The sequence below is a fragment of the Tardiphaga robiniae genome, from assembly GCF_001618955.1.
Lineage (GTDB): Bacteria > Pseudomonadota > Alphaproteobacteria > Rhizobiales > Xanthobacteraceae > Tardiphaga > Tardiphaga robiniae_A.
The window spans coordinates 16817-41682 of the sequence record NZ_LVYV01000017.1 but is presented as its reverse complement, the minus strand read 5'-3'; the positions used below and the strand labels follow the sequence as shown (position 1 = coordinate 41682).

Genomic DNA, 24866 nt, shown 5'->3' with positions numbered 1-24866 from the left:
CGGATCGAGCGCCCTTCGGCGTAAAGCTGGGCAATCCTGTAGCGGTCATCCAGCGACAGCTGGGCGTAGGTTCGGTCCATCGCAACACCCTAGTCTGGTGTTGCACTTCGTTTGAGAACTCAGCGGACCCATAACCACGGTCAGCGTGATTTAAACGGCTCGGTCACTACGACCGCATCTTCACCAAGTCTCCAGCGTTTATGGGTCCCGGCTTTCGCCGGGACGACGGGGAGGATGCGGAAGATGGGATGAAACAGCCCGATCACGCCCCGGCGACGATCGTCTTGCGATACAGCGCGCTGTAGCTGGCCGCAGAAATATTCCAGCTGAACGACTTCGACATAGCGCTGCGGCGCATCGAGTTCAGACGGTCCTTCGATCCGTAGGTCGCAAACGCCCGCAGGATCCCGCCCAGAAATGACTCGGTGGATGGCTGCGTAAACAGGAAGCCGGTCTCGCCATCGACGATGGTCTCGGCAAGGCCGCCGGTCTGGTGACCGATGGGGAGCGAGCCGAAGCGCTGCGCATACATCTGGCTCAGGCCGCACGGCTCGAAGCGTGACGGCATCAGCGTGAAGTCGCTACCGGCGAAGATGCGACGGGCCTCGCGGTCGTTGAAGCCGATGGCCACGCCGATGGCGTCGGGGCGACGGCGATGCGCGTCCATCAGCGCATTCTCCAGTTCGGTCTCGCCGCGGCCGGTGACGACGATCTGTCCGCCGGCGGACACGATGGCGTCGGCCGCTGACAATACGAGGTCGACACCCTTCTGATGCACGAGGCGGGCGACCAAACCAAAAATGGGCCCGCGGGAGAGTGCGAGCCCAAATTGTTGGCGTACCCCGTCGGCATTGGCGCGTTTGGCTTCCCAGTCGCCCGCGCCGAACGGTCTCATGAGCTCCGCGCAGACGCGCGGGTCCCAGCTCTCATCAATGCCGTTGAGAATGCCTGTCAGACGCGACTCGTTCGAGCGCTTGGTCAGCAGGCCTTCCAGCCCGCAGCCGAGTTCGGGTGTGGTGATCTCGCGCGCATAGGTCTCACTCACCGTGGTGAGGTGCGACGAGTAGATCAGCCCGCCCTTGAGGAAGGACAGCTTGTCGTAGAATTCCAGCCCGTCGATATGGAACGACTCCGCCGGCGCACCGATCCGGCGCAGCGAAGACTTCGGAAACAGGCCCTGATAAGCGAGATTGTGGATCGTCAGGATGGTCGGGATCTTGACGCCGCTCCAGGCGAGATAGGCCGGCACCAAGGCCGCCTGCCAGTCATTGGCGTGGACCAGATCGGCCGACCAGTTCTTGTCGAGCTTGCCCGAGGCGAGCAACGCAGCAGCGGAGGCGAAGCGCGCGAAGCGGATGTCATTGTCCGGCCAGTCGCGGCCGCAGGCGTCGCCATAGGGATTGCCGGGACGGTCATAGAGCTGCGGGCAGAGCAGGATATAGATCGGTAGCCCGTCCTTGGTCGCGGCAAGGCCGACCGAGCAGGCAGGCATTTCCGCCAGCGCCGGGCATTCGCCGACGATCTCGATGTCAGGAAACTGCGTGACGACGTCGCGGTAGCCGGGAAGGATGATGCGAACGTCGGTCCAGATACGCAAAGCTCTAGGGAGGGCGGCGGACACGGCTGCGAGGCCGCCCACCCGGATGAAGTCGTCAATCTCTGGAGTGACGAACAGTACCCTCAAGAAACGCCCTCGTGCCCGCCGCGACTACAAGGATACGAAACTGGTCCAGCGTCTTTGGGTACTTACGGAACCGAAGGGCAATGGAACTCAGTTTTGTTACTTGCGCCGCAAAATATTTGTCTCTGCACTGCAGTATATCACATCACTTAATACGGCATTGCAAAAGAGAAATGTGAGTTCGCAAAATTATCTCTGAATCAGTGACCGGGTGACGACGGGACGATCAGCCGCAGGAAGCTCATGATGCAGCCGAGCGCGGCAAAGCCGGCGCCGAGCGCCAGCGCCCAGGTCGCGCCGCCATGGCCGAACAGGCCGAAGCAGAAGGCGGCGAGTGCCGCGCCCATGCTCTGGCCGGTCAGCCGGGCGGTGGCGACGATACCGCTAGCGCCGCCGCTGCGGCCGGCCGGCGCGCTCGACATGATCGCCTTCATGTTCGGCGCCTGGAAGAAGCCGAAGCCGGCGCCGCAGATCACCATCCGCCAGACGATATTGGCGACGCTCGGGTCGGGCGGCAGAGTGGCCAGCAGCACCATGCCGGTGCCCAGCAAGGCCATGCCGATACCGCCAAGAAGCCCGGCGGGATAGTGGTCTGACAACCGGCCGGCGATCGGCGCCATGATGCCGACGACCAGCGGCCAGGGCGTCAGAAAAAAGCCGGTCTCGACTGCCGAACGATGCAGAACTTCTTCGAAATAGAACGGCAGCGACACAAAGGCGAGGCCCTGGACGGAGAACGAGCACACCGCCGTTGCCGCCGACAGCGCGAATAGCGGGCGGCGGAACAGGTCGATCGGCAGCATGGGCGCAGGGTGATCGGCCTGCCGGCGGAGCAGCAGCCAGCCGAACAACAGGCCGGCAACCAGTTCGGCGACGACGATGGACGGCGCCGTGTGATGCGCGGCGCTGTCGATGCCGAGGATCAGCAGGCCGAGGCAGAGCGAGGTAAGCAAAGCGCCAAAGAAATCGAAACGATGGGTGGCGCGCGTGGTCTTTGGCAGGGTCTTGAGGCTGATGACAATGGCGGCGAGGCCGAAGGGGAGGTTGATCGCGAATAGCCAGGGCCAGGTTGCAACCGACAGGATGCCCGAGGCGATGGTGGGGCCGAGGGTGAAGGCCGTCGCGACGACGAGGGCGTTATGACCGAGCCCGCGGCCGAAATGGCTTGGGGGGTAAACCACGCGGACCAGCGCGGCATTGACGCTCATGGCGCCGGCGGCGCCGAGGCCCTGCAGCACCCGCGCGAACAGTAAAGTGTCCAGCGACCACGCGAATGCGCAGGCGACGGACGCGATCGTGAACAGGATCAGCCCACCGAGATAGATGCGCTGATGGCCGACAATCTCGCCCAGCGCGCCGAACGGCAGCAGCGTGGCGACCATGGCGATCTGGTACACATTGACCACCCAGATTACATCCGCTGGCGTGGCATGCAGGTCGCTGGCGATGGAGGGCAGCGCGATATTGGCAATGGCGGTATCGAGCGAGGCCATGGCAAGGGCGGTAAAGATGGCAAGCCGCGCCCAACGCTGCTGGCTCGGCGTCAGCCCTTCCGTCGGCTGGGGAGCCTGTGCCGCGATACCGTCTGCCATAGCTGGGGATTCCTGGGTGCGGCCGAACTGGCCGCCGATCCGCGCTATCTAGGATAGTTCGCTTTGCCCCTACAGGCGTGTAACTGCATGAGGCATATGCACATCTTTATTCCCAGCGGAAAATCCGCTTTCGGCTGATCACATCGCTGTCAGGCGATCACATCGCTGTCAGGTGATTACATCGCCGTCAGACCGGTTGGTCTTGAACCAGGTCCCGGACGCCACCGCCGTGACGATGATAGTGCCGTAGACGACCAGCGCGAAGGTCAGGCAGGCGAACAGCCAGGTCAGCGATCCCGTCAGCCGCAGCGCCAGCCAGCCGCCGCCGATGGAGATCAGGAGGCGCAGCACGCCGGCCAGCAGCGGATAGAGCATCTTGCCGGCGCCCTGCGACGCGAAATACAGCGACAGGCCGAGGCCGAAGAAGCCATAGGCCGGACCGACGATGCGTAGATAGGCGCTTCCGGTCTCGATCATCTGCGGATCCGACCCGAACAGGCCGAGCCAGGCGGCCGGCCAGATCGCGGCCGCCAGGCCGACGGTTTCGGTGATCACGAACACCATGCCGCCGCCGATCAGCGCCGCCCGCAGTGCGCGCTGCTCCTGCCCGGCGCCGATATTGGTGCCCACCAGGGCCACCAGAGGTCCGCCGAAGCCGAAGGCCAGCGGCACCATCAGATATTCCAGCCGGACGCCGGTGCCAAAGCCCGCCACGGCGTCGCCGCCGGCGAAGCCGCCAACCAGCGCGGTGGTGAGCAGTACGGTGAAGCTCGTCTGCAGCGAGATGACCGCGGCGATGGCGCCGACGCGCAGGATGTCGGCTGAGAGATCCCAGCGCAGGCGGGCCAGCTTGAAATGCACGATGCAGCGGCCGGAGAGAATGTAGCCGGCGAGCACCGCGCCGACGGTGAAGGTCGACAGCACCACGGCCCAGCCACCGCCGGCGATGCCGAGTGCGGGGATCGGACCCCAGCCGAAGATCAGCAGCGGCGACAGCGGGATCAGCAGCACGACGCCGATACAGATCGACAGCGAGGGCACCAGCATATTGCCGGTGCCGCGGATGATGCTGGCAAAGCCGTTCATCAGCCAGACCAGGACGCTGCCGCCGAATACCACGTTGGAATATTGCATGGCTGCGTCCAGCGCGCCGCCGCTGACGCCCATCGCCGTGTAAATCGCACGGCCCCAGATCAGGAAGATCGCCGAGCCGATGAGGCCGAGCAGGATATTGATAAGGGTCGCGTGCATCACCAGCGCCTCGGCATCGTCGGTGCGCCTTGCGCCGAGCGCGCGGGCGATCGCCGAGGAAATGCCGCCGCCCATGGCACCAGCCGACAGCATCTGCATCATCATGAAGCCGGGAAACACCACGGCCATGCCGGTCAGCGCGTCGGTACCGAGATGCGACACCCACCAGGTCTCGATCAGGCCGGTGGAAGCCTGCGCGAGCATCACCAGCAGATTGGGCCAGGCCAGCTTGACCAGCGTGGAGGCGATTGGCGCCTGCAGCAGCATGCGTGTCCGCGGGTTCATCTCCGGAACGGGGGCAGCTGCTGCGGCCACGATGGCTTGCGGCGTTTCGAGTTTCATAGTGATCCGTCCTTCTGCGGGCGCGGTTTGCTGAGCCGCCGTTGCACGCGTGCGCTGGCGGCAGGGCCGGGCGCATTGGCGTGGGTGGCTTCGGTGATTGGTTTGCCGGTACGGCGGTCGACCAGGATCGGATCGGCGGTCTCGCCGGTCTCCTTGTCGATCAGAACAACGCTCTCGCCTTCAGGCGCGAAGTGCCGGTTGCCCCAGCTTTGCAGCGACCACAGCACGGAGCGGAAATCCCGGCCGCGCGGGGTCACGATATATTCGTAGCGCGGCGGCTTTTCGCAATATTGCCGCCTCTCCAGCAGTCCGGCCTCGACCAGGACTGCCAGCCGACGGGTCAGCATGTTCGGCGCGATGTTGAGGTTCTTCTGGAACTGGTCGAACCGCGTCATGCCGTAGATGGCATCGCGCATGATCAGAATGCTCCACCATTCGCCGACGCGCTCAAGGCTGCGGGCAACCGGGCATTCCAGTTTTTCGAAACTCTTGCGCTCCATGGCGGGAAGATAGGCGAGTAACTATCATCATGCAAGTCACTAGGTGGTGACCCTCCACTGTCATTCTGAGGCAAACCGATTGGTTTGCCTCAGGGCGGGGCCGACGCCACTTCAAGCATGTCGTTCCGGGTTCACCCGATCGCTGCGCGCTCGGTCTGCCCCGGAATGACGTGTTTGGTGGCCCTTACCCCACCATCCGCTCGCGTCCGACCCAGAAGCTTGCGCGCAGCGCCTTCTTGTCGATTTTACCGACGCCGGTCATCGGGAGTTCACTGACGAACTTGATGTGTTTCGGCGCATGGGCCGACCCCTTGCGTGTCTTCACCAGATTGATCAGTTCGTTGGCGTCCGGCTTCGCGCCGCCACGCGCGACCACGATGGCGGTGACGGCCTCGCCCCATTTGTCGTCGGGAATGCCGACCACGGCGCACATGGCGACATCGGCATGAGTGGTCAACACGTCCTCGATCTCGCGCGGGAAGATGTTGAATCCGCCGGAGACGATCATGTCCTTCTTGCGGTCGAGGATGAACATGTAGCCCCGCTCGTCGGCGCGGGCGATGTCGCCAGTATGCAGCCAGCCGTTCTTGAGCGTTTCCGCCGTCTGCTCCGGACGTTTCCAGTATTCCTTCATCACATGCGGCGCGCGCACGCAGATCTCGCCGGCCTCGCCGGGCGAGACCTCCTGATCGTCATCATCAAGAATACGCACATCGCAGACCGCGATCGGAAAACCGCAGGACAAAAACAGCTCGGGCTTCTTCGGATCATGATCCGTCTTGCGCAGCACCGACACTGGATAGCATTCGGTCTGTCCATAAAGTTGCGAGAACACTGGACCGATCCGCTCGATGCCTTCCACCAGCCGGCTCGGCGACATCGGCGATGCGCCGTAAAGCACCAGATCGAGCGACGATAGATCGGTCTTTGACAGCGTCGGGTTGTCGAGCAACACATAGATCATGGTCGGCACGAACAGCGTGAAATTGATGCGTTCGCGTTCGATGGTCTTCAGCACCGCTTCGGGATCGAAGCCCTTCAGCATATGCACGGTGCCACCGCGCATCAGCGTCGGCAGCACCTTGGTGCCGGCGACATGGCTGATCGGCGCCACCGTGAGATAGCTCGGCGTGTCCGGGATCTCGAAGTCGGACAGAATGGCGCTGGCAAAACCCGACACTTCGCGATGGCGGCGTAGCGCGCCCTTGGATTTGCCGGTGGTGCCGCCGGTGTAGTTCAGTACGGCGATATCATCGACATGTGCAAAGTCCCGCGCAGTGGCGCTGCCGCCTGAGCCGATGACTTTCAGCAGATCGATGCCGTAGTCCGCACGGCCCAGCGTGAATACGTGTTGCAGGCCCTGCGCGCGCGAGGCGAGCTCGCCGCCCCGCTGCAGGAAGTTGTCGGCATCGATGATCAGGATCGTTGCTTCGGCGTCCTCGATCTGGTCGATCTGATCCTGCATCGAGCCCAGCGGGTGCAGCCAGGAGATTGCGAAACGCGACAGTTGCGCGGCGACGCCGGCGCACCAGGTGTCGGCGCGATTGGCGGTGAGCAGCGCCACCTTCGTGCCGGGCTGTGCGCCGAGGTTCATAAACACATTCTGCAGCCGCGCGATCAGGTCCGTGGTGCCGCGATAGGTGATCGAGCCGCCGGGCCAGCTGAAAGCGATGCGATCCGGATAGCGCGCCAGCGCCCGCAAGGTCTGCGCCCCGACCGTCGGAAACGCGTTGAGCACGTCCGTCATGGAAACCTCCCCGAATGTCCTCGGCTTCTGTGGGCCGATGGTTGTGGCAACGCTAACAATGAATGCCGGGCATGCAAACATAAACCCGTATGGGCATTGCAGCATTCGCGATGAACTTGTGGCGGCTTTCGTCGTTTGCCTGTGCTAGAAGCGGTCGAGCCATTTGAGCCGCGTCACAGGAGAATTTCATGCGCAAGTTTTGGACCGTGCTGGCAGCACTGGCGACCCTCAGCCTGACCAATTGCGGTTACAACGCGATCCAGACCAATGATGAGCAGGTCAAGTCGGCCTGGTCTGAAGTAGTCAACCAGTATCAGCGCCGCGCGGACCTCGTGCCGAATCTCGTGAATTCCGTGAAGGGCTTCGCGCAGCAGGAGAAGGACGTTCTTCTGGGCGTCACAAATGCACGCGCCAAGGTCGGCTCGGTGCAGGCGACGCCTGATGTGGTCAACGATCCTGCCGCGCTGCAGAAATTCCAGGCCGCGCAAGGCGAACTCTCCAGCGCGCTGTCGCGCTTGCTCGTGGTTACCGAGAACTATCCGCAGCTCAAGTCGGACGCGCTGTTCAAGGATCTGATGTCGCAGCTCGAAGGCACCGAGAACCGCATCACCGTGGCGCGCAACCGCTACATCAAGTCGGTGCAGGATTATAACGTCGGTGTGCGCACCTTCCCGAACAATCTCACCGCCATGATGTTCGGCTACAAGGAGAAGGCGAATTTCTCTGTCGCCAATGAGAGTGAGATTTCGACCGCGCCGAAGGTCGACTTCAACCCGACGCCGGCGCCTGCGAAATAGGCCGGTGCCGATCAGGCCGATCCGATGAAGGCGATTAAAGCCTGTCTGCTCGCATTGCTGCTGTGCTGGAGCGCCGTTGCTCTGGCCGATGTGGCCGTGCCGGCTCTGACGGGGCGCGTGATCGATCAGACCATGACGTTGAGCGAGTCCGACCGGGCGTCGCTCGACAGCACGCTGCGTGATTTCGAGTCGCGCAAGGGCAGCCAGATCGTGGTGCTGATCGTGCCCACCACGGCGCCGGAAGCCATTGAGCAATACTCCATCCGCGTTGCCGAAGCCTGGAAGATTGGCCGCAAGAAAGTCGATGACGGCGCGATCCTGCTGGTCGCCAAGGACGATCGCAAGCTCCGCATCGAAGTCGGCTACGGCCTCGAAGGCGCACTGACCGACGTGACCACGAAACGGATCATGGACGAGATCATCACGCCGCGCTTCAAGACCGGCGATTTCGCGGGTGGCGTCACAGCCGGCGTCAACCAGATCATCAAGGTGATCGACGGCGAGCCGCTGCCGGCGCCGGACGAATGGAAGGGCAATTCGAATGCCCTCGATCAGATCATGGAATATGCGCCGTTCCTGCTGTTCGGCGTGCTGATCTTCGGCAGCATCCTGCGCAATATTTTCGGCCGGCTGTTCGGCTCGCTGGCGACCGGTGGGCTCGTCACCACGGTGGTCTGGCTTGTCGCCGGCAGCCTGCTGTTCGGCGGCATTCTCGGCGTGGTCGCGTTTTTCTTTACGCTGATCAGCGAGGCCCTCATGTCGGGCGGCGGAGGTGGTGGACGTCGTGGCGGTGGCTATATCGGTGGCGGCGGCGGTTCCTGGTCATCAGGGAGTTCATCGAGCAGCGGCGGCTTCAGTGGAGGCGGTGGCAGTTTCGGTGGCGGCGGCGCTTCGGGGAGTTGGTGATGAGCCTGAAACGCATCGGTAACCATCTGCTCGGCAATCGCTCGCGGGTCCGCAAGGCGTTCCCGCCGCAATCGCTGGCGGCGATCGAGCAGGCCATCAAGGCTTCCGAGGCCAGCCATGCCGGCCAAATCCGCTTTGTCGTCGAAGGCGCGCTGGACGGCGCCCCACTGTTCCGCAATCAGTTGGCGCGCGAACGCGCCATCGATGTGTTCGCGCAACTGCGTGTCTGGGACACCGCGCATAACAACGGCGTGCTGATCTATCTGCTGCTCGCCGATCGCGATGTCGAGATCGTGGTCGACCGCGGCATCGATGCCCGCGTCGGGAAACCCGGCTGGGAAGCGATCTGCCAGATGATGGAAGCGGAGTTTCGCGCCGGGCATTTCGAGCAAGGCGTGATCAAGGGCATCGACGCGGTGACGCGGCATCTGGCAACGCATTTTCCGCGCGATGCCGGCTCGGTGAACGAACTGCCGGATGCGCCGGTGGTGCTGTAGCCGTTACGCTTTCGTCGACTCGCGCGTATTCACCCGCTCGAACCACGCCGCGACATTTGCGTTCCCGCGATCCCACGGCTGCTTCACCTTGTCGGCAAAATCGAGCCAGCAGAACAACACGATGTCGGCCATCGTGAACCGCTCGCCGCAGATGAAGGTCTTGCCGCCCATCTGTCCGTCGAGCCAGCGCAGCCGGTCGATGGCGATTGTCTTCAGGCCCGGGGCGCCTTCCGGCACGCAGACGATGCGCGTCTCGAAGCGCTTCAACCCCTCGGCGAAGCGATAGCCATTGGCGATGTGCTGGCAGATGTTGAGATCGACGCGCTGGCGCCACATCCGGGCCTCCGCGCGCTGCTCTGGCGTGGTGCCGATCAGCGCCGGCGTTGGACGTGTTTCCTCGACATATTCGCAGATCGCCACCGTCTCCGAAACATAGGCGCCATCATTGAGTTCGAGCGTCGGCATCTGGCCATGCGGATTGCGCGCCAGATGCGCAGGCTCGCGGTTCTCACCGGCAGCAAGATCGACGGTCTGGACGGGGAGGCTGATACCCTTCTCGGCCAAGAACATGCGCACCACGCGTGGATTCGGCCCGATGGAATCGTAGAGCTTCATGGCATTTCCCCGATTGTCTTGTTGGCAGCTGTTGTGCGGGCCGGGCGGGTGCGCGTCAAGCAACGGTTCCTCCGCCGGACAAGAGGTGAAATTTTCGTAAGCACGGCGGGCGGTAAGGATTTGGCAAGCAATGAAAGTTACCAAAGTGTTCATCTATTCCGGAGAATTTGATCGTGAGCGAGCACAAGGCCGATTCCACCCCAGACGTCAGCGGCGATCACGTCGACACCGGCGCCGCGGCGGCGGCCGGTTCCCACGATGCTGACATTCACGTGGATTCGCCGAAGCTCGCACCGGAGCAGGGCAACGAGCGCCCCGCCCAGATGCCAAAGAGGGAAGCGCCGAAGCTCGGAGCGCCCGGCCGGATCACCATCATGGCTCCCTCTCGCGACAGCGGCCCGCGTGACGGCGCATCCCGCGAGCATGCGTCGCGGGAGCACTCCTGGGAAGACTTCGTCAATGCCGAGCCGAAGATTGAGTCCGCAGAAAAGGCTGGCCGCAGCCGGATGATGGCGATCGCGGCGATGATCGCGCTGGGCATCACCGTCGGCGCAGTTGGCGGTTCGGTCGCGATGTCGGGCCTCGGCAAGCTGTTTGCCGCCGACGACACCAGGTCGACCAACCAGGCACTGGAAGACCATATCGCCCGTCTCGACGGCGAACTCTCGGCGCTCAAGGCCGAGGTCGACCGCAACGCCAAGCAGTCCATTGCGGCGCGCGCGAAGTCCGCCGAGCGTCTCGACAAGCTTGAGAAGGGCCAGGCCGAACCGGCCGCGAAACTCGCCAAGCTGAGCGAGATCGTCGAAAAGCTGCGCACCACGCCGCCTGCTGCTGCGCCCGCGCCGACCCCTGCACCGGTTGCCTCGGCGCCGGCCAAGGAAGTGACCGGTTCGATCAACGCCCCGGTGCCGACTCCGGCGCCGAAGCCCGAAGTTGCGCGCCTGCCCATGGTCGACGGCTGGCGCATCATCGACATCGCCGGCGGCGGCGCCACTATCGAGGGCCGTGCCGGAATCTTCGAAGTCTATGCCGGCGATCCGGTTCCGGGCCTCGGCCGTATCGATGCGATCCGCAAGCAGGACGGCCGCTGGACGGTGGTCACCTCCAAGGGCCTGATCGTCGCCCGCTGATCCGCTCTTTCTGCGATGAAAGCGTTCAGGCCGCTGCTGGTGCAGCGGCCTTTGTTTTGGGCTAGCCTCCCGACGTGACGTCTGGGATTGCGCCGTGCGACTTCGCTTGAGCTTCATCGCCGTGCTGCTCTGCCTCGTGGCTCCCGTCGCGCGGGCGGATGAGGGCAATGGTCTTGCCGTCACCGATCCCGGGGCATTGCGGGCACTTGAGACACGCGGATTCGGCCTCGCGCAACTGCTCGATCCCGCGCGGACGACGCCGATCTCCAATGACGCGCTATTTGCTCTGCCTGCGATGACACAAATCCGCGCGGCACTGGACGATGCCTTTGCGCGCTATCTCGCCGATCATCAAAAGCATGAGCCGCGCGCGAGCATCGGCGTCGGCCCCGCCCACGACGTGCAACAGTTCGACCAGGCGATGCTGACATCGCCCGATGCGCGCTTCGTGCTGGCCGGGATCGTCAATCGTATGGACCGGGCCTATGTCGCGCCGGATACCTGCGGTGAAATCAGGCTGATCTATCGCCTCACGCGCACGGCCGCCGGCACAACACCGCCGCGTCTGCCCATGACGCTTAATCTTGTGCTTCATGCGAAGGACCCAAACGATGCATCGGTGACATGCGCGGATCTCGCCGGGCGCTGGCTTAACTCAGCGTCGTTCACCGAGACTGGCGCAGCACGCGCGGATCGCTTGCTGAAACCGGATGGCCCGCTTGCGACAATCACAGCCGCGCATATCGACCGCATCGAGACCAATCTGCAGATCGCGCATCGGCCGAAGTCCGATACGCAGGAATTCCGCACCGACTATTTGCAGAAGGTGTTTCGCTTCGATGCCACCGCGAAGCAGTTTCGCGAGGCTCCCATGGAGAACCAGATCGACCGCGACCGGTTGCTGGTTGACGCGGCGCTCGGTCGCGCATTTCGTGACTGGCTGCTCGCACCGAACAATCTGCGGGCCTTCGATCGCGGCATGGTGTTGATCCCCGAGAAATTCCTCGCGACCTCGTCGCTGTCGTCGACACCGGTCGGCTTTGCACCGTCGGCCCTGCAGCCGGAGTTCGGGCTGATGGCAACGGATGCTAAGGGGAAGGGCGTGTTCAGCGAGCGTGACGTCGTCGCCGCGCTGGAGCGGGCAGTGGCGCAGGGCGGCGCCTTGGAGAATATCCGTTCGCTGGCTGGCTTCGCGCGGCGGCTGAACGACATCACCTGCGGTGGTTGCCACCAGATCCGCGGCATCGGTGGTTTCCATTTTCCCGGCGCGGACACGCTCGCGGACCAGTCGCAGGGGACGGTGCCGGCATCGCCGCATTTCATCGGTGACCAGCCCCGTCGTCGCGATATCGTCATCGCGATGCGCGATGGAAAGGCGCCAGACTTTTCACGCGGTTTCTCGGACCGGCCGCAGACGCGCGGGAACAATGAACTCGCGGGATCGCCTCTCCTCGATGGCTGGGGCGCGACATGTTATCGACCGAAGCAGAAGGGCGTCGCGGACAAGAGTTTCGCGTCCTGGACCTGTGCCGAAGGTCTCGCCTGTCAGCAGGTTGGCGCGGATGCGTCGTCTGCGATCGGCATGTGTTTCGTGAAATGAAATGAGGATGCGATGAACGAGACCGACAAAGAGATCAAGGAACGCGACATCGCGATCGCCGAGAACGAGAGCAAGCAGCAGACGACAAGCAGCATCCGCGTCAGCGTCTGGGCGATCGGTGTGGCGGTTCTGCTCGGGCTCGGCTTCTTCGGATGGCTGCTGGCCCGGTGATAAAAAGGCGCATCCCCAACAGCCGAGGCTTTGGGAATGCGCCGTCTCGTCGCTGAGAGGAGAAAGGTGATCAGCCCGGCATCAGCACGGTGTTCACGACGTGGATCACGCCGTTCGACTGGTTGACGTTCGGGATCGTCACGGTGGAGGCGCCACCCTTGGCATCGACGATCATGACCTTGCCGCCCGAGCGCTTTACAGTGAGCTGTTCGCCTTCAACAGTCGTCAGCTTCTTGCCATCGGTTAGGTCGGCCGCCGAGAGCCGTCCGGGCACCACATGATAGGTGAGGATCTTGGTGAGGGTCATCTTGTTCTCGGGCTGCACCAGCGTGTTGACCGTGCCCTTCGGCAGTTTGCCGAATGCCGCATTGGTTGGTGCGAACACGGTGAACGGACCGGGGCTGGCGAGCGTATCGACGAGGCCGGCGGCCTTCACGGCGGCGACCAGCGTTGTGTGATCCTTCGAATTCACGGCGTTCTCGACGATGTTCTTCGACGGATACATGGCGGCGCCACCAACCATGACGGTGTTCTCGCCCTTCATCTTGGCAGCAGCAGGCTCGAGGAAGCTCGCCGAAATCATCAGCGTGCTGAAGGCGGCAAATGACAGCAATGCAATGCGCTTCTTGGACATGGTCGTCTCCCGATTGATTGTGGCGTCGCCGGCGGGGAATCCGCAGACGTTGTGATCTCGTGGCCGCGCGACATGGCGAGTGCCTGTTGCGCCAACGAGACCAGCTACGCGTTTTGAGGGAGGCGGTTTCAGATTGGCCCGTGACCACTTCGTGATCACGGGCCGCATCGCAACATTGAAACTCTTTTGCGCGAGCTGCGTAGTCCGCTATTTGCGTGACTATGCTACCGCGCCGGTGGCGCGCAACCGCGCAATCTCGGCATCGTCGAAACCAGCGGCGCGCAGGATCTCGTCGCTGTGCTGGCCGATGGATGGCGGCAGATGCGGCTTGCGCTTGGTCTCGCCGCCGATCCAGATCGGGCTGTTGATGGTGAGGATGTCGGTTCCCTCGAACGGGATCAGCACATCGTTGTCCTTCATCTGCTGATCGTTCGGAATATCGTCGAGGATGCCGACGAAGCCGAAGACGAGGCCGTTGCCGTCAAGCCGCTCGCGCCAGTCGGCGAGGTCGCGGGTCGCGAACACCTCGTCGAGGATCTTGATCAGTTCGACCGAGCGCGCATGGCGATCGGGTTTGGTTGCGAAGCGCGGATCGTCGCGCAGGTCCTCGCGGCCGAGGCATTTGGTGAAAGCCGGCCATTGTCGCTCTTCGGCAAGCAGCGACAGCATGATCCAGCGACCGTCGCGGCACCTGTAGTGATTGGTGACGGCATTGAGCGCTTCCTCGCGCGAGCGGCGCTTCTCGAATTTGGCGCCGACAAGTTTGGCTTGCGCCATCACGCTCGACGACCACACGCCATTGGCCATCAGGTTGGATTTTACCTGGCAGCCTTTGCCGGTCCTCTCGCGCTTGTAGAGCGCGGTGACGATGGCGCCATAAAGCGCCATGGCGCAGGGATGGTCGCCCATGCCGGCAATCGACCGCGCGGGCGTGGTGTCCTCATCGGCGCGAACCAGATCCATCATGCCGGAGCGTGCCCACCAAGCGGTGGAGTCGAAACCTGGTTTGTCAGCTTCCGCGCCCTTGTCGCCGTAACCGGTGAAGCAGGCATAGATCAGCCGCTCGTTCAGTGGCGCGATATCCTCATAGGCAATCTTCAGGCGCTTGCGCACCGGCGGCGGGAAATTGGTGATGAAGACGTCCGCCTCGGCGATCAATTTGTAGAGCACCGCTTGGCCTTCCGGCTTGGCCAGATCGAGCGCGAGACTCTTCTTGTTGCGGCTCTCCATCATCCACGCATAGTTGTGCTCGCTCTTGGGATAACCGGGCAGGTTGGGCAGATTGCGATAGGGGTCGCCGGCACCGGGCGGCTCGATCTTGATGACATCGGCGCCGAAGTCGGACAGCACTGTGGCTGCGGCGGGCGCGGCGATGAAACTCGCGCAGTCCAGCACCTTCAGCCCTTTGAACAGACCGTCTTCCATACGTCACTCCCGTCGCTTTTGTTCTGTGTGTTGTTCTTGCCGTCTGCCGGAATTTAATTCCATCTGGAATCCGGTGACGCATTTGACCCATCTTCGATGGGTGACGCAACGGCCTGAAACGGGAAGCAGCGCTGCTAGTCGTTGCCCGTCATCAATGCTGCATTGCCACCCGCGGCAGCCGTGTTGATCGTCACCGTCTGTTCGGTGGCGAAGCGGGCGAGGTAATGCGGGCCGCCGGCCTTTGGTCCGGTGCCGGAGAGTCCGAAGCCGCCGAAGGGCTGCACGCCCACCACGGCGCCGATCATGTTGCGGTTCACATAGACATTCCCGACCGGCAGGCGCGCGATCACGCGCTCAACCATATCGTCGATCCGCGAATGCACGCCGAGCGTGAGCCCGTAGCCGGTGTCGGCAATGTCCTGCAACACCTTGTCGAAGTCGGCAGCGCGGTAGCGCGCCACATGCAGGATCGGACCGAACACTTCCTCGGTGAGTTGCCGTGCGCTCGCGAGTTCGAAGATATGCGGCGCGACGAAGTTGCCTGCAGGTGCCGTGCCCGCAAAGTGCACGCGTGCTTCGGTCGTCATGCGCGCAATATGCGTATCCAGCTTTTGCTTTGCCTCGGCGTCGATCACCGGGCCGATATGGGTGGCAGGGTCCGAGGGATCGCCCAGCTTGAGTTCCTCGGCCGCGCCGACAATCATCTCGATCATGCGGTCTGCGACATCGTCCTGCACCAGCAGCAGCCGCAATGCCGAGCAGCGCTGGCCGGCCGACCGGAATGCTGACATCACCACATCGTCGGCGACCTGCTCCGGAAGGGCGGTAGCATCGACGATCATCGCATTGATGCCGCCAGTCTCGGCGATCAGGGGGACGATCGGGCCGTCCTTTCCGGCGAGGGCGCGGTTGATGGATCGCGCCACCTCTGTCGAGCCGGTGAACACCACACCGGCGATGGCGGGATGCTCCACCAGCGCGGCACCGATGCGGCCGTCACCCTGGATCAGATGCAGTGCTGACGTGGGCACACCGGCTTCATGAAGCAGGCGTACAGCCTGTGCCGCGATGCGCGGTGTCTGTTCGGCAGGCTTGGCAATGACCGCATTCCCCGCCATCAGCGCGGTGCTCACCTGGCCGAGAAAGATCGCCAGCGGAAAATTCCATGGCGAGATGGCGACGAAGACGCCACGGCCGCGCATGCTTAGCACATTGCTCTCACCGGTTGGCCCGAGCATTGTCTGGCCAGTGCCGAATTGCTTGCGGCCCTGCGCGGCGTAATAGCGGCAGAAGTCGATGGCTTCGCGGACTTCCGACAGCGCGTCATCTAGCGTCTTGCCACCTTCCTGTTGCAGCAATGCGATGAAGGACGCGCGGCGCTGTTCCAGAAGGCCCGCGGCGTTGTCGAGGATCGCCGCGCGGTCTTCGGCCGGCGTGCGGCTCCACGATGCAAAGCCTGTGCATGCTGCTGTCACTGCAGCATTTGCCTGCTCGGCATTGGCATCAACGATTTTGTGCATGTCTGGCTTGCTGGCCGCAATCTCGGCCAGCAATTTGATCAACGCAGCGCGTTCGCCAAATTCGATGCCGCGTGAATTGGTGCGCTCCGGTCGATAGAGATCGGCTGGCAGCGGAATCTTCGCGTGTCGCGCGCGATCGGGAGAGCCGATGATCGCGGCCGGTCGCTGCAGCAGCGTCGTGACCGGCACAGCGTCATCCGCGGCGATCGCCACGAAGGATGAGTTTGCGCCGTTCTCCAGCAGGCGCCGCACCAGATAGGCCAGTAGATCGCGATGGCTGCCGACCGGCGCATAAGTACGCCAGCGGATCGCGGGATGATCCTTGCCGAGTTGCTCATAGAGCGCGTCGCCCATGCCATGCAGGCGCTGGAACTCATAGCCGCCGCTCGTGCCGGCCAGTTCGAGGATGGTCGCGACGGTGAGCGCATTGTGCGTGGCGAATTGCGGAAAAATGCGTGGCCGCAAAGCCAGCAGCTTCTGTGCGCAGGCGATGTAGTTGAGATCGGTCATCGCCTTGCGTGTGAACACCGGATAGCCGTCGAGCCCGCGTTCCTGCGCGCGCTTGATCTCGGTGTCCCAATAGGCGCCCTTCACAAGGCGCACCATCATCTTGCGATCGAGTTTGCGCGCCAGCGCGTCGATGTGGTCGATCACATCCGCGCAGCGCTTCTGATAGGCCTGGATAGCAAGCCCGAAACCGTCCCATCCCGCCAGCGACGGATCGGCAAAGGCCGCATCGATCACGTCGAGCGAGAGTTCGAGCCGGTCGGCTTCTTCGGCATCGACGGTGAAATTGAGGTCATAGGCCTTTGCCTGCTGCGCCAGCGCGATCAGGCGCGGCACCAGTTCGCGCATCACGCGCTGATGGCTCACCGCCTCATAGCGCGGATGCAATGCCGAGAGTTTGACCGAGATACCCGGCCGGTCGGGCAGCGGCCTGTTGTCCGCGGCGTGGCCGATGGCCGAGATGGCCGAGGCATAGGAGTCGAAATAGCGCTGCGCGTCGTCGGCAGTGCGGGCGCCTTCGCCCAACATGTCGAAGGAGTAGCGTGCCGGGCGCTCGGACGGCGCGCGGGCGCGGGCCAGCGCCGCATCGATGGTTTCGCCGAGCACGAAATGGCTGCCCATCAGCCGCATCGCCTGCCGCGTCGCGGTGCGCACCGCAGGCAGGCCGATCCGCTTCGCCAGCCGGCCCAGCGTCCCCGTCGGCGTCTCGCCAGGCTGGATCGCGCGCTGCGAGATGCCGAGCGCCCAAGCCGAGGCGTTGACCAGGAAGGCGCTGGATCTGGTCTCGTGATGAATGAAGTCGCCCTGACCGAGCTTGTCCTCGATGAAGGCATCGGCGGTGCGTGCGTCCGGCACCCGCAGCAGCGCCTCCGCCAGCACCATCAGCGCAAGGCCTTCTTTGGTGGAGAGCGCATATTCCCGCAGCATGTCCTCGACACCGCCGAAGCGGTCGTCTTTGGCGCGGATCGCGTCGATCAGGCGAGTGGCCGATGCGTCGATCTGCGCGTCCTGGGCGGACGTCATGGCCGCGTCGGCCAGAAGCCCGGCGGCGATGGCCCCATCATCCGGTGCATAGGGAGCCGTGAAGGGAGGCATGAAATCGGGCGGCATGGGCGTTTCCTCGGACATTCTGCAACCCTAATCCCGGTCCATCCGTAATTCGATAGGAGATATCGCAACTTTACCTTAGATAATCCGGAAATGACCGTGCTATACACCTGATATGAGTGACATCGACAAAATCGACCGTAAAATCCTCGCCGTCCTGCAGGCTGACGGCCGAATCGCCAATGTCGAGCTGGCCGAGAAGGTCGGCCTGTCCCCGACCTCGATCGGCGAGCGGTTGAAGCGGCTGCAGCGCGACGGTTACATCGAAGGCTATGGCGCGCGGCTCAATCCGCAGATGCTCGGCCTTGGCCTGCTGGTGTTCGTCGAGGTGTTGCTCGACAAGACCACGCCCGACGTGTTCGAACGCTTCGCCCGGGCCGTGCGGCTCGCGCCCGAGGTGCTGGAGTGCCACATGGTGGCCGGCGGTTTCGATTATCTGGTGAAGGCGCGCGTTGCCGACATGAGCGCCTATCGCCGTTTTCTCGGCGAAAGCCTGCTGGCGCTGCCCGGCGTGCGCGAGAGCCGCACCTATGCCGTCATGGAAGAAGTGAAGCGCGACGCACCGCTGCCGGTGGGATAGCGAGCAGGGATAACGCTGCCGTTGTCTTGCCGTTGTCTTGGCAGCGTGGAGACCCTGCGTTAGGTTTCCGCGCGTTTCTCTCGGAGCAAATCATGCGGGCAGGCTACTTCAATCTTCGTGTCGCCGATTTTCGTATTCTGATGGCGGCAAGTGTCATCGCAGTGACCGGCCTGTTCTCGATGTCGCATGCCCGCGCGATCGAAATGTCCCGCGAGGTCAGCGATCTCTACACGTCGGTGTCGATCTACCCGCCATCCGCCGGTTCCATGACCATCTGCTACGGCTTCGTCTGCCGGCGTCGCCACGCCTTCGATTTCACGTCTGCCGACAGGGCCGCGCTCACCAAGCTTCTCGCCGCAGGCAAGGCGTCGGCCGCGGCGGAGCGCGCTGCCGTGCAGAAGGCGGTCGTGTGGTGGGACCGCCGCGTCGGCCCGGTGCTCGGCACCGACAAGCGGATCGCCAATGCGGATTTCCGCTATTTCGACGACAAGCATAATTTCGATTGCTGGGACACGACGCGCAACGTCACCAGCCTGCTTCTGATCATCCAGGACTGGGGTTTGCTCAAGCATCACACGGTGGGCAATCCGCGCTATCGCGGCAATGCGCTGGTGCTGCAGACGCCGCACAATACCGCCGTGCTGCTGGACCGCGCGACGGGCACCGAATGGGTCGTCGATATGTGGACGCGCGGCTATGCGCAGCTGCCGGACGTCAAGCCGGCCGATCAGTGGGTCAAGGAAAACTGAAGCGGGAATGGAGCGCCGTCGTGTCGCTGAGGCGTGCGTCACGTCAACTAGCAGCTCTAAGGAGCGGACCTTCGAAAGATCCCAGCTCGGGTTTTGGGAGTTAGGCTAGAGCGCACACCGCGGATCGAATTAGCGCAATCCTGCGTGAAACTGATTGCGTTGCAGGAGAAGTGCCCCTTTGGAGGAAACCGCTCGTGCCGAATGCGCTCTACATTGTTGAGGCGTGATCTGGAAAACTTCGGGGAAGTAGCCGGATCACACTGGTATCAAACCAGATGTATCAGACCTTGAGGTTCTCAGCCGAGGTCTTGCCGCGGTTGGCAACTTCCTCGAATTCAACGGTCTGTCCTTCGTTCAGTGTCGAAAGGCCAGCCTTCTCAACTGCCGAAATATGAACGAACACGTCCTTGCCGCCATTCGCCGGCTGGATGAATCCGTAACCCTTCGTCGGGTTGAACCACTTCACAGTGCCTTTAGTCATCACGTCGTCTCCGCGGGATCAAAATCGATAACGAACACCCGGTCCCCGCAAACCGGCATATCCGACATGCGCACGTTACCCGCGGATTGCCAAGCTTGATAGCTCAAACGGCGTGCAGAAATCGTCCAAACCGACCGTTATCTGTCCAATTTGCCGGGATTCGTCGCTATTCAGGTCGCTATTCAGGATGTTTCCGACGCGGCGGAAGGTCGCAAAAGCAGAGTGCCAGGCTCGGTCGCGATACGACCATGCGTTGTCGCCTGCACGCAGGTGATATCGCTGCAATGCAAAACCCCGGCCGACGCGGCCGGGGTTCGCAGCTCTCATGCGAGGATTAGTAGCAGACGTTAACCGTACGCCAGCGCAGGCCGTAGGGCGTCATCACGCGGCGGCTCACATAGCATCCACCGCCGCCACCGACATAGCCGACGCCGAAAGTGGGACCGTAGAAGCCGCCGCCATGGAAGTGGTGGTGATGGCCATGCCAGCCCCAGCCATGGGCCGATGCTGTGGACGGCGTCAGCGCCATCGCGCCGAGGGAAGCTGCAGCAACGAATGCGAGTGCGAGTTTGCGAAACATGGTCATTCTCCTTCAGTGATGCGCGGAGCGCTGGTTGCGGGATCTGTCCGTTCGATCCATCGCAAATTCGTCGCATCGATTTCGGAGCGGGTTCGAAGAAATTCTGTAGGAATTTTCTGAATACTTGTTCAGGCGGGTAAAGCGTGTGCGCCCTGCAGGAACAGCGTTAAAGCGCGGAAACCATGTCGCTGGTAACGAGAGATGAAAGTACCTTGGCGTCTGTGATCGTGCGTACATTCATCGGCGCGGCGCGACCGCGGATCGCGACGTCCTGTTGTGGCAGCGCGTCACCCGCGAGGCCTGCAGTGGTGCAGACTTCTTCGGAGATGATGACTTCGCAGGCGAGGCTCTTGGTCATGTCCTGCAGGCGCGCAGCGACATTGACCGCATCGCCGAGTGCGGTGAACACCATGTGATCGCGATAGCCGATATCGCCGACGATGACTTCGCCGCCATGAATGCCGATGCCGAAACGCAGCGGCTGCGGCAAGTCGTGGGCGAGGGCGAGATTAAGTGCGTCGATATTCTCGGCAATGAGCCGTGCAGCCTGCAGGGCCTGACGACACGCAGTCTGCGGATCGCAGGCGAGGCCGAACAGCGCCAGCTCGCCGTCGCCGATGAACTGGTTGGGCTGGCCGCCGCTTGCGATCACAGCTTGCGAGACGGCGTCGAGAAAGCGATTGACGATGAATACGGTGTCGTAAGGCAGCCGCTTCTCGGCGAGCATGGTCGAGCCGCGCATGTCGACGAACATGCAGACGAGATAACGCTCCTGGCCGATCCGCGCCGGCTGCGATGCATGCGCATTCGCGCTGGTCACCTGTGGTGCGAACAATTGCACGAAGGCCACATCAGTTGTCGGCCGCAACTGGCAGGCAAGGCGAACCGCGGGATCGGCACCGGTGCCAATGCGGCTCAGAATAAAGGCTTCGCGTGCTGACGGTGCTGGCAGGTTGCCGATGTCGCTGGTGATACGAATGCGGCAGGTCGAACAGCGCGCGCGTCCGCCGCAGACGCTGGCATGCGGAACGCGATGGCGCAGACTGGCTTCGAGGACACTAAGTCCCGTGGGGACGCGAATTTTGCGGCCATCGCCATAGGCGAGATTGATCATTCCTGCGCGCTGCTCCACCACCTGCCGGATGCCGCGTGCCGCCAGCACAAGGGCGAGCAGCGCGGCATAGCCGATCAGGAGCTGATCTGTGAGATCGCCCAGGGTCTGTTGTTGCGGCTCGGTGCCGAGCCGTGTCTCGTTGAGATTTGCGGCCTGCCATTGCGGCGATGCCAGCTTTGCCTCGACCTCGCGCTTGCCCTGAAAGATGCCGAGCAGCGCCAGTGTCGGAATTAGAACCGCTGCTGCGAGCAGGTAGGGCGCGACGCGCTTGAAATAAACTTTCAGCCGCAGCCAGAAATACAGCCCGATGCAGCCGTGCAGCCAGGAGACGAGCACCACGAGATACATCGACCACGTTCTGAGCGGAGATGTAATCCAGCCATAGAACACCTGCGGGTAGCTGCGGTCGATATCGAACAGGTTCTGGCCGAGCCTGACGGCGACAACATGGGCGACGATGAGTGCCGGGATGCTGAGTCCGAGCACGAGTTGCAGTGGCTCGATGGCCCGCCAGCGAAATTGCCGGCGCTCGTACAGCGCCCAGATGCCGAGTGCGCCATGGATCGTGACGGCCGAATAAAAGATCTCGGCGACCGGGAAGGACTGCCAGAAGCCGGCATGGATGATAACGCCGGCCTGCAACGCGTCGAGCGAGATATTGCCAAGTGCGTGGTTGAGGAAATGGCTGAGCAGATAGGCAAACAGGACCAGCCCGCAGGCCAGGCGGATCTGGCGCAGGCCGACACTGCGCCACCACGCGGTGGCGGGGGTGGCCCCGGGCGGCTTGCCGACTGTCTTGAACGTCGCGTCCATGGCGAAACCCTACGGCGAGACGCGCTCCGATGCCATCCGGAGCGGCCCCCGGACAGACCTTATCCAGCAGTAAAGTCAACAAGTTGACAGCATGGCGAAGTCCGCCGAAAAGCTCGGCGATGACGTCTTTTCCCGACCCTTACCTCGATCGGAATGTCTCTCGCCGCGCCTTTTGGGTGATCGGTGCATTGCTTGTGGCGCTGACTGCGATGCGGCTGGTCTATGCCGGGCTGTTCGATCTGCGCACCGACGAGGCCTATTACTGGACCTGGTCGAAGGAAAACGTGCTGTCGTTCCTCGATCATCCGCCGATGATCTCCTGGTTTATCCGTGCGGGCACGCTGATCTTCGGCGACACGAATTTCGGCGCGCGTTTCGCCGGTATCGTGGCGATGGCGGTGACGCAATTGCTGCTCGCCGACATCGTTCGCCGCGTCACGCAGGATCTGCGCGCGGTGCTGCTGGCGGTGCTGATGTCGGAAGCGGCGCTGTATTACGGGCTGCTGATGGCCAAGGTCGCGCCGGATGTCGCGCTGATCCCGTTCGCGATGGCGATGCTGTGGTCACTGGTGCGGCTTGCCGAAAGCCATGACGGACGCTGGTGGCTCGCCGCCGGCGCCTTTGGCGGCTTCGCATTGCTATCCAAACTCACCGTGGTGATGTTCGTGCCGGGCATTCTCGCTTTCATGCTGGTGCCGGAATGGCGTGGGCGCTGGCTGCGCAGCCCGTATCCATGGCTGGCCGTGCTGATCGCACTGGCGATCTCGTCGCCGGTTCTGATCTGGAATGCCGGCCACGACTGGGCGTCGTTCAGGTTCCAGTTCATCCGCGCCACCACGAACAACGAGGTGTCGCTGCGCACGCTCGGCGATTTTCTCGGCCTGCAGTTCGGTCAGGTCGGCGTCATCCTGATGCCGGTGATCCTCTCCGCGGTTGTCGTCACGGCATGGCGTGGCTATCGCCGCCACGAAGCCGTCGCGATCCTGCTCGCCACCTGCGTATTGGTGCCGTTCTTTTTCTTTGCATGGAAGTCGCTGACCCTGCGTGTCGGCGATACCTGGCCGATGTTCCTGTGGCCCGCCGGCATCGCTGCGGCGGCGATCAACCTGACGAAACTGCCGGCCGACGGCTGGTCGCCGCGCATGGTGCGTGCCTCCTATGGCTGGAGCATCGCCGCCATCGCCACCGGCATTCCGCTGGTAGTCCTGGTCTTCCTCTATAGCGTGGCCGCGCCGTGGAATCTGATCGGCAAGAACGATCCGCTCGGCGGCGAGGGCGGCTATCAGGTGCTGGCCGACCGCGCATTGGCGGAGATGAAGACCTCCGGCGCCACCTGGATCGCGACGACCGATTACCGCACCTATGCGATGCTGCGCTGGCATCTGAAGGACAAGGTCCCGGTGGTGCAGGTCAATGAGCGCGCCAGATTTATCGGCTTCCGCGATCCCGGCATGGACAGAATTAAGGGGCACACTGGACTCTACATCGCGCAGACCGCGGACAACCAGCGCCGGCTGCTGGCGACGACGAGTGCGGTGCTCACGCCAGTTGCCGAAGTCGATACCATCTGGCGCGGTACGGCCATGAAGCACTATGCGATCGACAAGCTCACGGGCTGGACGCCGGACCTGACGCCGAAGCCTGATACGCCGTTCTATCGATGGCCGGCGCTGGCGGGGATGTCTGTGTCGTCACGCATTCAGCTTGCAGCGCGCTGACTACTCTCTCCCGGCTGACGAGGCGGAAGTAGGCCGCGATTGGTGCATGCGACGTCCAGATCGACACCAAATATGTCTTTCAATTCAACCTTGCCGGCATCCGTTACTTTAAAGGCGCGAGTCGCGCCCGTTCGCGCAACCCATCCGAGTTCCAGAAACCGCCGTTGAAGCTCGGCGCCGACCAATCCACCCACATGATAGCGCCGCTCGCTCCAGTCCAGACAAGCCCGGCAGAAGATGCGCTTGCTGCGGCGGTCGGTTTCAAGGTTGGCTCCGAAGTCGCAGAGGAAGCGGTGGCCTGCATCGGTAAGGGCTCCGCCATCTGCACTCAAATGCATGTAATCTCGTGCGATCAGCGCGTCCGCGACCGCAACGCCCAACCGTCCGGCCATATGATCGTAGCAACTGCGCGCAAGGCACAACGCTTCATCGCGCGCAGAACGCGGTCGATGCCTCGGTGGCATTTCCAGGGCCGCGACGGCGATCATGCTTTCCAGCATCTGGGCCACGAGCGGCGATGTGATTTGATAGTAACGAAACCGCCCGCTCGGTGTTACCGATATCAATCGCGCGTTGAGCAGCTGAGCCAAATGTTCGCTCGCGGTGGGGCGGGATATCCGCGCCTGAAACGCCAGCTCGGTTGCCGTGAGCGCCTGACCTCCCATAAGTGCCGCAAGCATGGTCGCGCGCGCAGTATCGCCAACCAGCGCTGCGACTTCGACCATGTTTGCGGAGGCGACCATATCCCAGCGTAGCGGCTCGCCGGATAATCCGCCACTCCCGTCGGTTCGGCCGGCGCCGAACCAATT

22 protein-coding genes are annotated in these 24866 nt (G+C 63.1%); 9 read left to right on the top strand and 13 right to left on the bottom strand.

Annotation, left to right across the window (positions count from 1 at the left end; genetic code table 11):
• Positions 1–262: 262 nt before the first annotated feature.
• From glgA to A4A58_RS17110, 5 genes are all read right to left on the bottom strand, one after another.
• Entirely contained in the window at positions 263–1684 is a 1422-nt protein-coding gene (glgA, locus tag A4A58_RS17130) for a glycogen synthase GlgA (protein ID WP_068734237.1), read from the bottom strand.
• 197 nt (positions 1685–1881) lie between these two features.
• On the bottom strand, positions 1882–3273 hold the full coding sequence (locus A4A58_RS17125) for an MFS transporter (protein ID WP_068734235.1): 1392 nt from the start codon (positions 3271–3273) through the stop codon (positions 1882–1884).
• A gap of 168 nt (positions 3274–3441) precedes the next feature.
• On the bottom strand, positions 3442–4866 hold the full coding sequence (locus A4A58_RS17120) for an MATE family efflux transporter (RefSeq protein ID WP_081421920.1): 1425 nt from the start codon (positions 4864–4866) through the stop codon (positions 3442–3444).
• Complete coding sequence (locus tag A4A58_RS17115; protein WP_068734233.1) at positions 4863–5366, bottom strand: helix-turn-helix transcriptional regulator; 504 nt, start codon at positions 5364–5366, stop codon at positions 4863–4865. Before A4A58_RS17115 ends, A4A58_RS17120 begins: the two co-directional genes overlap by 4 nt.
• A 184-nt stretch (positions 5367–5550) precedes the next feature.
• Positions 5551–7113: an AMP-binding protein gene (locus A4A58_RS17110; RefSeq protein WP_068734231.1), complete on the bottom strand. Its 1563-nt coding sequence runs from the start codon at positions 7111–7113 to the stop codon at positions 5551–5553.
• Positions 7114–7301: 188 nt separating this feature from the next.
• Here A4A58_RS17110 and A4A58_RS17105 point away from each other — a divergent pair, with 188 nt between their 5' ends.
• Genes A4A58_RS17105 through A4A58_RS17095 form a run of 3 tightly spaced genes read left to right on the top strand, consistent with a single transcriptional unit; the run spans position 7302 to position 9313 of the window.
• The gene (locus A4A58_RS17105) at positions 7302–7910 is read left to right on the top strand and encodes a LemA family protein (RefSeq protein ID WP_068734229.1); all 609 of its coding nucleotides are present in this window, start codon (positions 7302–7304) and stop codon (positions 7908–7910) included.
• Between the two features lie 24 nt (positions 7911–7934).
• Positions 7935–8816: a TPM domain-containing protein gene (locus tag A4A58_RS17100; RefSeq protein WP_068734227.1), complete on the top strand. Its 882-nt coding sequence runs from the start codon at positions 7935–7937 to the stop codon at positions 8814–8816.
• On the top strand, positions 8816–9313 hold the full coding sequence (locus A4A58_RS17095; RefSeq protein ID WP_068734226.1) for a TPM domain-containing protein: 498 nt from the start codon (positions 8816–8818) through the stop codon (positions 9311–9313). Before A4A58_RS17100 ends, A4A58_RS17095 begins: the two co-directional genes overlap by 1 nt.
• Before the next feature lie 3 nt (positions 9314–9316).
• On the opposite strand, the gene A4A58_RS17090 is transcribed toward A4A58_RS17095, so the two are convergent.
• Complete coding sequence (locus tag A4A58_RS17090; protein ID WP_068734224.1) at positions 9317–9928, bottom strand: glutathione S-transferase family protein; 612 nt, start codon at positions 9926–9928, stop codon at positions 9317–9319.
• A 173-nt stretch (positions 9929–10101) separates the two neighbouring features.
• Between A4A58_RS17090 and A4A58_RS17085 the strand changes: the two genes are divergently transcribed.
• The 3 genes from A4A58_RS17085 to A4A58_RS31160 all read left to right on the top strand — a co-directional run bounded on the left by A4A58_RS17085 (position 10102) and on the right by A4A58_RS31160 (position 12829).
• Complete coding sequence (locus A4A58_RS17085; protein ID WP_081421921.1) at positions 10102–11058, top strand: hypothetical protein; 957 nt, start codon at positions 10102–10104, stop codon at positions 11056–11058.
• Positions 11059–11152: 94 nt separating this feature from the next.
• Positions 11153–12658 carry a hypothetical protein gene (locus A4A58_RS17080; protein WP_068734220.1) on the top strand — a complete coding sequence of 502 codons (1506 nt, stop codon included), beginning with the start codon at positions 11153–11155 and terminating at the stop codon, positions 12656–12658.
• A 12-nt stretch (positions 12659–12670) separates the two neighbouring features.
• Positions 12671–12829 (top strand): hypothetical protein, encoded by a 159-nt coding sequence (locus A4A58_RS31160; RefSeq protein ID WP_176454609.1) that lies wholly within the window; start codon positions 12671–12673, stop codon positions 12827–12829.
• A gap of 70 nt (positions 12830–12899) precedes the next feature.
• Here A4A58_RS31160 and A4A58_RS17075 read toward each other — a convergent pair whose 3' ends face one another.
• From A4A58_RS17075 to putA, 3 genes are all read right to left on the bottom strand, one after another.
• Positions 12900–13463 carry a fasciclin domain-containing protein gene (locus A4A58_RS17075; protein WP_068734218.1) on the bottom strand — a complete coding sequence of 188 codons (564 nt, stop codon included), beginning with the start codon at positions 13461–13463 and terminating at the stop codon, positions 12900–12902.
• A 219-nt stretch (positions 13464–13682) separates the two neighbouring features.
• Positions 13683–14888, bottom strand: a complete 1206-nt coding sequence (locus tag A4A58_RS17070; protein WP_068734216.1) for a CaiB/BaiF CoA transferase family protein — start codon at positions 14886–14888, stop codon at positions 13683–13685.
• Between the two features lie 134 nt (positions 14889–15022).
• Positions 15023–18025 carry a bifunctional proline dehydrogenase/L-glutamate gamma-semialdehyde dehydrogenase PutA gene (gene putA, locus A4A58_RS17065; RefSeq protein ID WP_068734243.1) on the bottom strand — a complete coding sequence of 1001 codons (3003 nt, stop codon included), beginning with the start codon at positions 18023–18025 and terminating at the stop codon, positions 15023–15025.
• Between the two features lie 112 nt (positions 18026–18137).
• Between putA and A4A58_RS17060 the strand changes: the two genes are divergently transcribed.
• Positions 18138–18602 carry an Lrp/AsnC ligand binding domain-containing protein gene (locus tag A4A58_RS17060; protein WP_068734214.1) on the top strand — a complete coding sequence of 155 codons (465 nt, stop codon included), beginning with the start codon at positions 18138–18140 and terminating at the stop codon, positions 18600–18602.
• A 179-nt stretch (positions 18603–18781) separates the two neighbouring features.
• Positions 18782–19351: a hypothetical protein gene (locus A4A58_RS17055; RefSeq protein ID WP_433993632.1), complete on the top strand. Its 570-nt coding sequence runs from the start codon at positions 18782–18784 to the stop codon at positions 19349–19351.
• 280 nt (positions 19352–19631) lie between these two features.
• Here the strand turns inward: A4A58_RS17055 and A4A58_RS17050 are convergent, their stop codons facing one another.
• The 3 genes from A4A58_RS17050 to A4A58_RS17040 all read right to left on the bottom strand — a co-directional run bounded on the left by A4A58_RS17050 (position 19632) and on the right by A4A58_RS17040 (position 22339).
• Complete coding sequence (locus tag A4A58_RS17050; protein ID WP_068734210.1) at positions 19632–19832, bottom strand: cold-shock protein; 201 nt, start codon at positions 19830–19832, stop codon at positions 19632–19634.
• A 334-nt stretch (positions 19833–20166) separates the two neighbouring features.
• Positions 20167–20412 carry a hypothetical protein gene (locus tag A4A58_RS17045; protein WP_068734241.1) on the bottom strand — a complete coding sequence of 82 codons (246 nt, stop codon included), beginning with the start codon at positions 20410–20412 and terminating at the stop codon, positions 20167–20169.
• Positions 20413–20578: 166 nt separating this feature from the next.
• Complete coding sequence (locus tag A4A58_RS17040) at positions 20579–22339, bottom strand: adenylate/guanylate cyclase domain-containing protein (RefSeq protein ID WP_068734208.1); 1761 nt, start codon at positions 22337–22339, stop codon at positions 20579–20581.
• Positions 22340–22458: 119 nt separating this feature from the next.
• Here A4A58_RS17040 and A4A58_RS17035 point away from each other — a divergent pair, with 119 nt between their 5' ends.
• Positions 22459–24057, top strand: coding sequence for a glycosyltransferase family 39 protein (locus tag A4A58_RS17035; RefSeq protein WP_068734205.1), 1599 nt, complete (start codon positions 22459–22461; stop codon positions 24055–24057).
• Here A4A58_RS17035 and A4A58_RS17030 read toward each other — a convergent pair.
• The gene (locus A4A58_RS17030) at positions 24039–24800 is read right to left on the bottom strand and encodes an ArsR/SmtB family transcription factor (protein ID WP_081421918.1); all 762 of its coding nucleotides are present in this window, start codon (positions 24798–24800) and stop codon (positions 24039–24041) included. The two genes, A4A58_RS17035 and A4A58_RS17030, sit on opposite strands and share 19 nt — an antisense overlap.
• Positions 24801–24866 lie beyond the last annotated feature (66 nt).

Coding starts and splice junctions, on each gene's coding strand:
- A4A58_RS17125 (WP_068734235.1), bottom strand. CDS start 3,273: ATGGCAGACGGTATCGCGGCACAGGCTCCCCAGCCGACGGAAGGGCTG.
- A4A58_RS17120 (WP_081421920.1), bottom strand. CDS start 4,866: ATGAAACTCGAAACGCCGCAAGCCATCGTGGCCGCAGCAGCTGCCCCC.
- A4A58_RS17115 (WP_068734233.1), bottom strand. CDS start 5,366: ATGGAGCGCAAGAGTTTCGAAAAACTGGAATGCCCGGTTGCCCGCAGC.
- A4A58_RS17110 (WP_068734231.1), bottom strand. CDS start 7,113: ATGACGGACGTGCTCAACGCGTTTCCGACGGTCGGGGCGCAGACCTTG.
- A4A58_RS17105 (WP_068734229.1), top strand. CDS start 7,302: ATGCGCAAGTTTTGGACCGTGCTGGCAGCACTGGCGACCCTCAGCCTG.
- A4A58_RS17100 (WP_068734227.1), top strand. CDS start 7,935: ATGAAGGCGATTAAAGCCTGTCTGCTCGCATTGCTGCTGTGCTGGAGC.
- A4A58_RS17095 (WP_068734226.1), top strand. CDS start 8,816: ATGAGCCTGAAACGCATCGGTAACCATCTGCTCGGCAATCGCTCGCGG.
- A4A58_RS17090 (WP_068734224.1), bottom strand. CDS start 9,928: ATGAAGCTCTACGATTCCATCGGGCCGAATCCACGCGTGGTGCGCATG.
- A4A58_RS31160 (WP_176454609.1), top strand. CDS start 12,671: ATGAACGAGACCGACAAAGAGATCAAGGAACGCGACATCGCGATCGCC.
- A4A58_RS17075 (WP_068734218.1), bottom strand. CDS start 13,463: ATGTCCAAGAAGCGCATTGCATTGCTGTCATTTGCCGCCTTCAGCACG.
- A4A58_RS17070 (WP_068734216.1), bottom strand. CDS start 14,888: ATGGAAGACGGTCTGTTCAAAGGGCTGAAGGTGCTGGACTGCGCGAGT.
- putA (WP_068734243.1), bottom strand. CDS start 18,025: ATGCCGCCCGATTTCATGCCTCCCTTCACGGCTCCCTATGCACCGGAT.
- A4A58_RS17060 (WP_068734214.1), top strand. CDS start 18,138: ATGAGTGACATCGACAAAATCGACCGTAAAATCCTCGCCGTCCTGCAG.
- A4A58_RS17055 (WP_433993632.1), top strand. CDS start 18,782: ATGTCGCATGCCCGCGCGATCGAAATGTCCCGCGAGGTCAGCGATCTC.
- A4A58_RS17050 (WP_068734210.1), bottom strand. CDS start 19,832: ATGACTAAAGGCACTGTGAAGTGGTTCAACCCGACGAAGGGTTACGGA.
- A4A58_RS17045 (WP_068734241.1), bottom strand. CDS start 20,412: ATGTTTCGCAAACTCGCACTCGCATTCGTTGCTGCAGCTTCCCTCGGC.
- A4A58_RS17040 (WP_068734208.1), bottom strand. CDS start 22,339: ATGGACGCGACGTTCAAGACAGTCGGCAAGCCGCCCGGGGCCACCCCC.
- A4A58_RS17035 (WP_068734205.1), top strand. CDS start 22,459: ATGACGTCTTTTCCCGACCCTTACCTCGATCGGAATGTCTCTCGCCGC.
- A4A58_RS17030 (WP_081421918.1), bottom strand. CDS start 24,800: ATGGTCGCCTCCGCAAACATGGTCGAAGTCGCAGCGCTGGTTGGCGAT.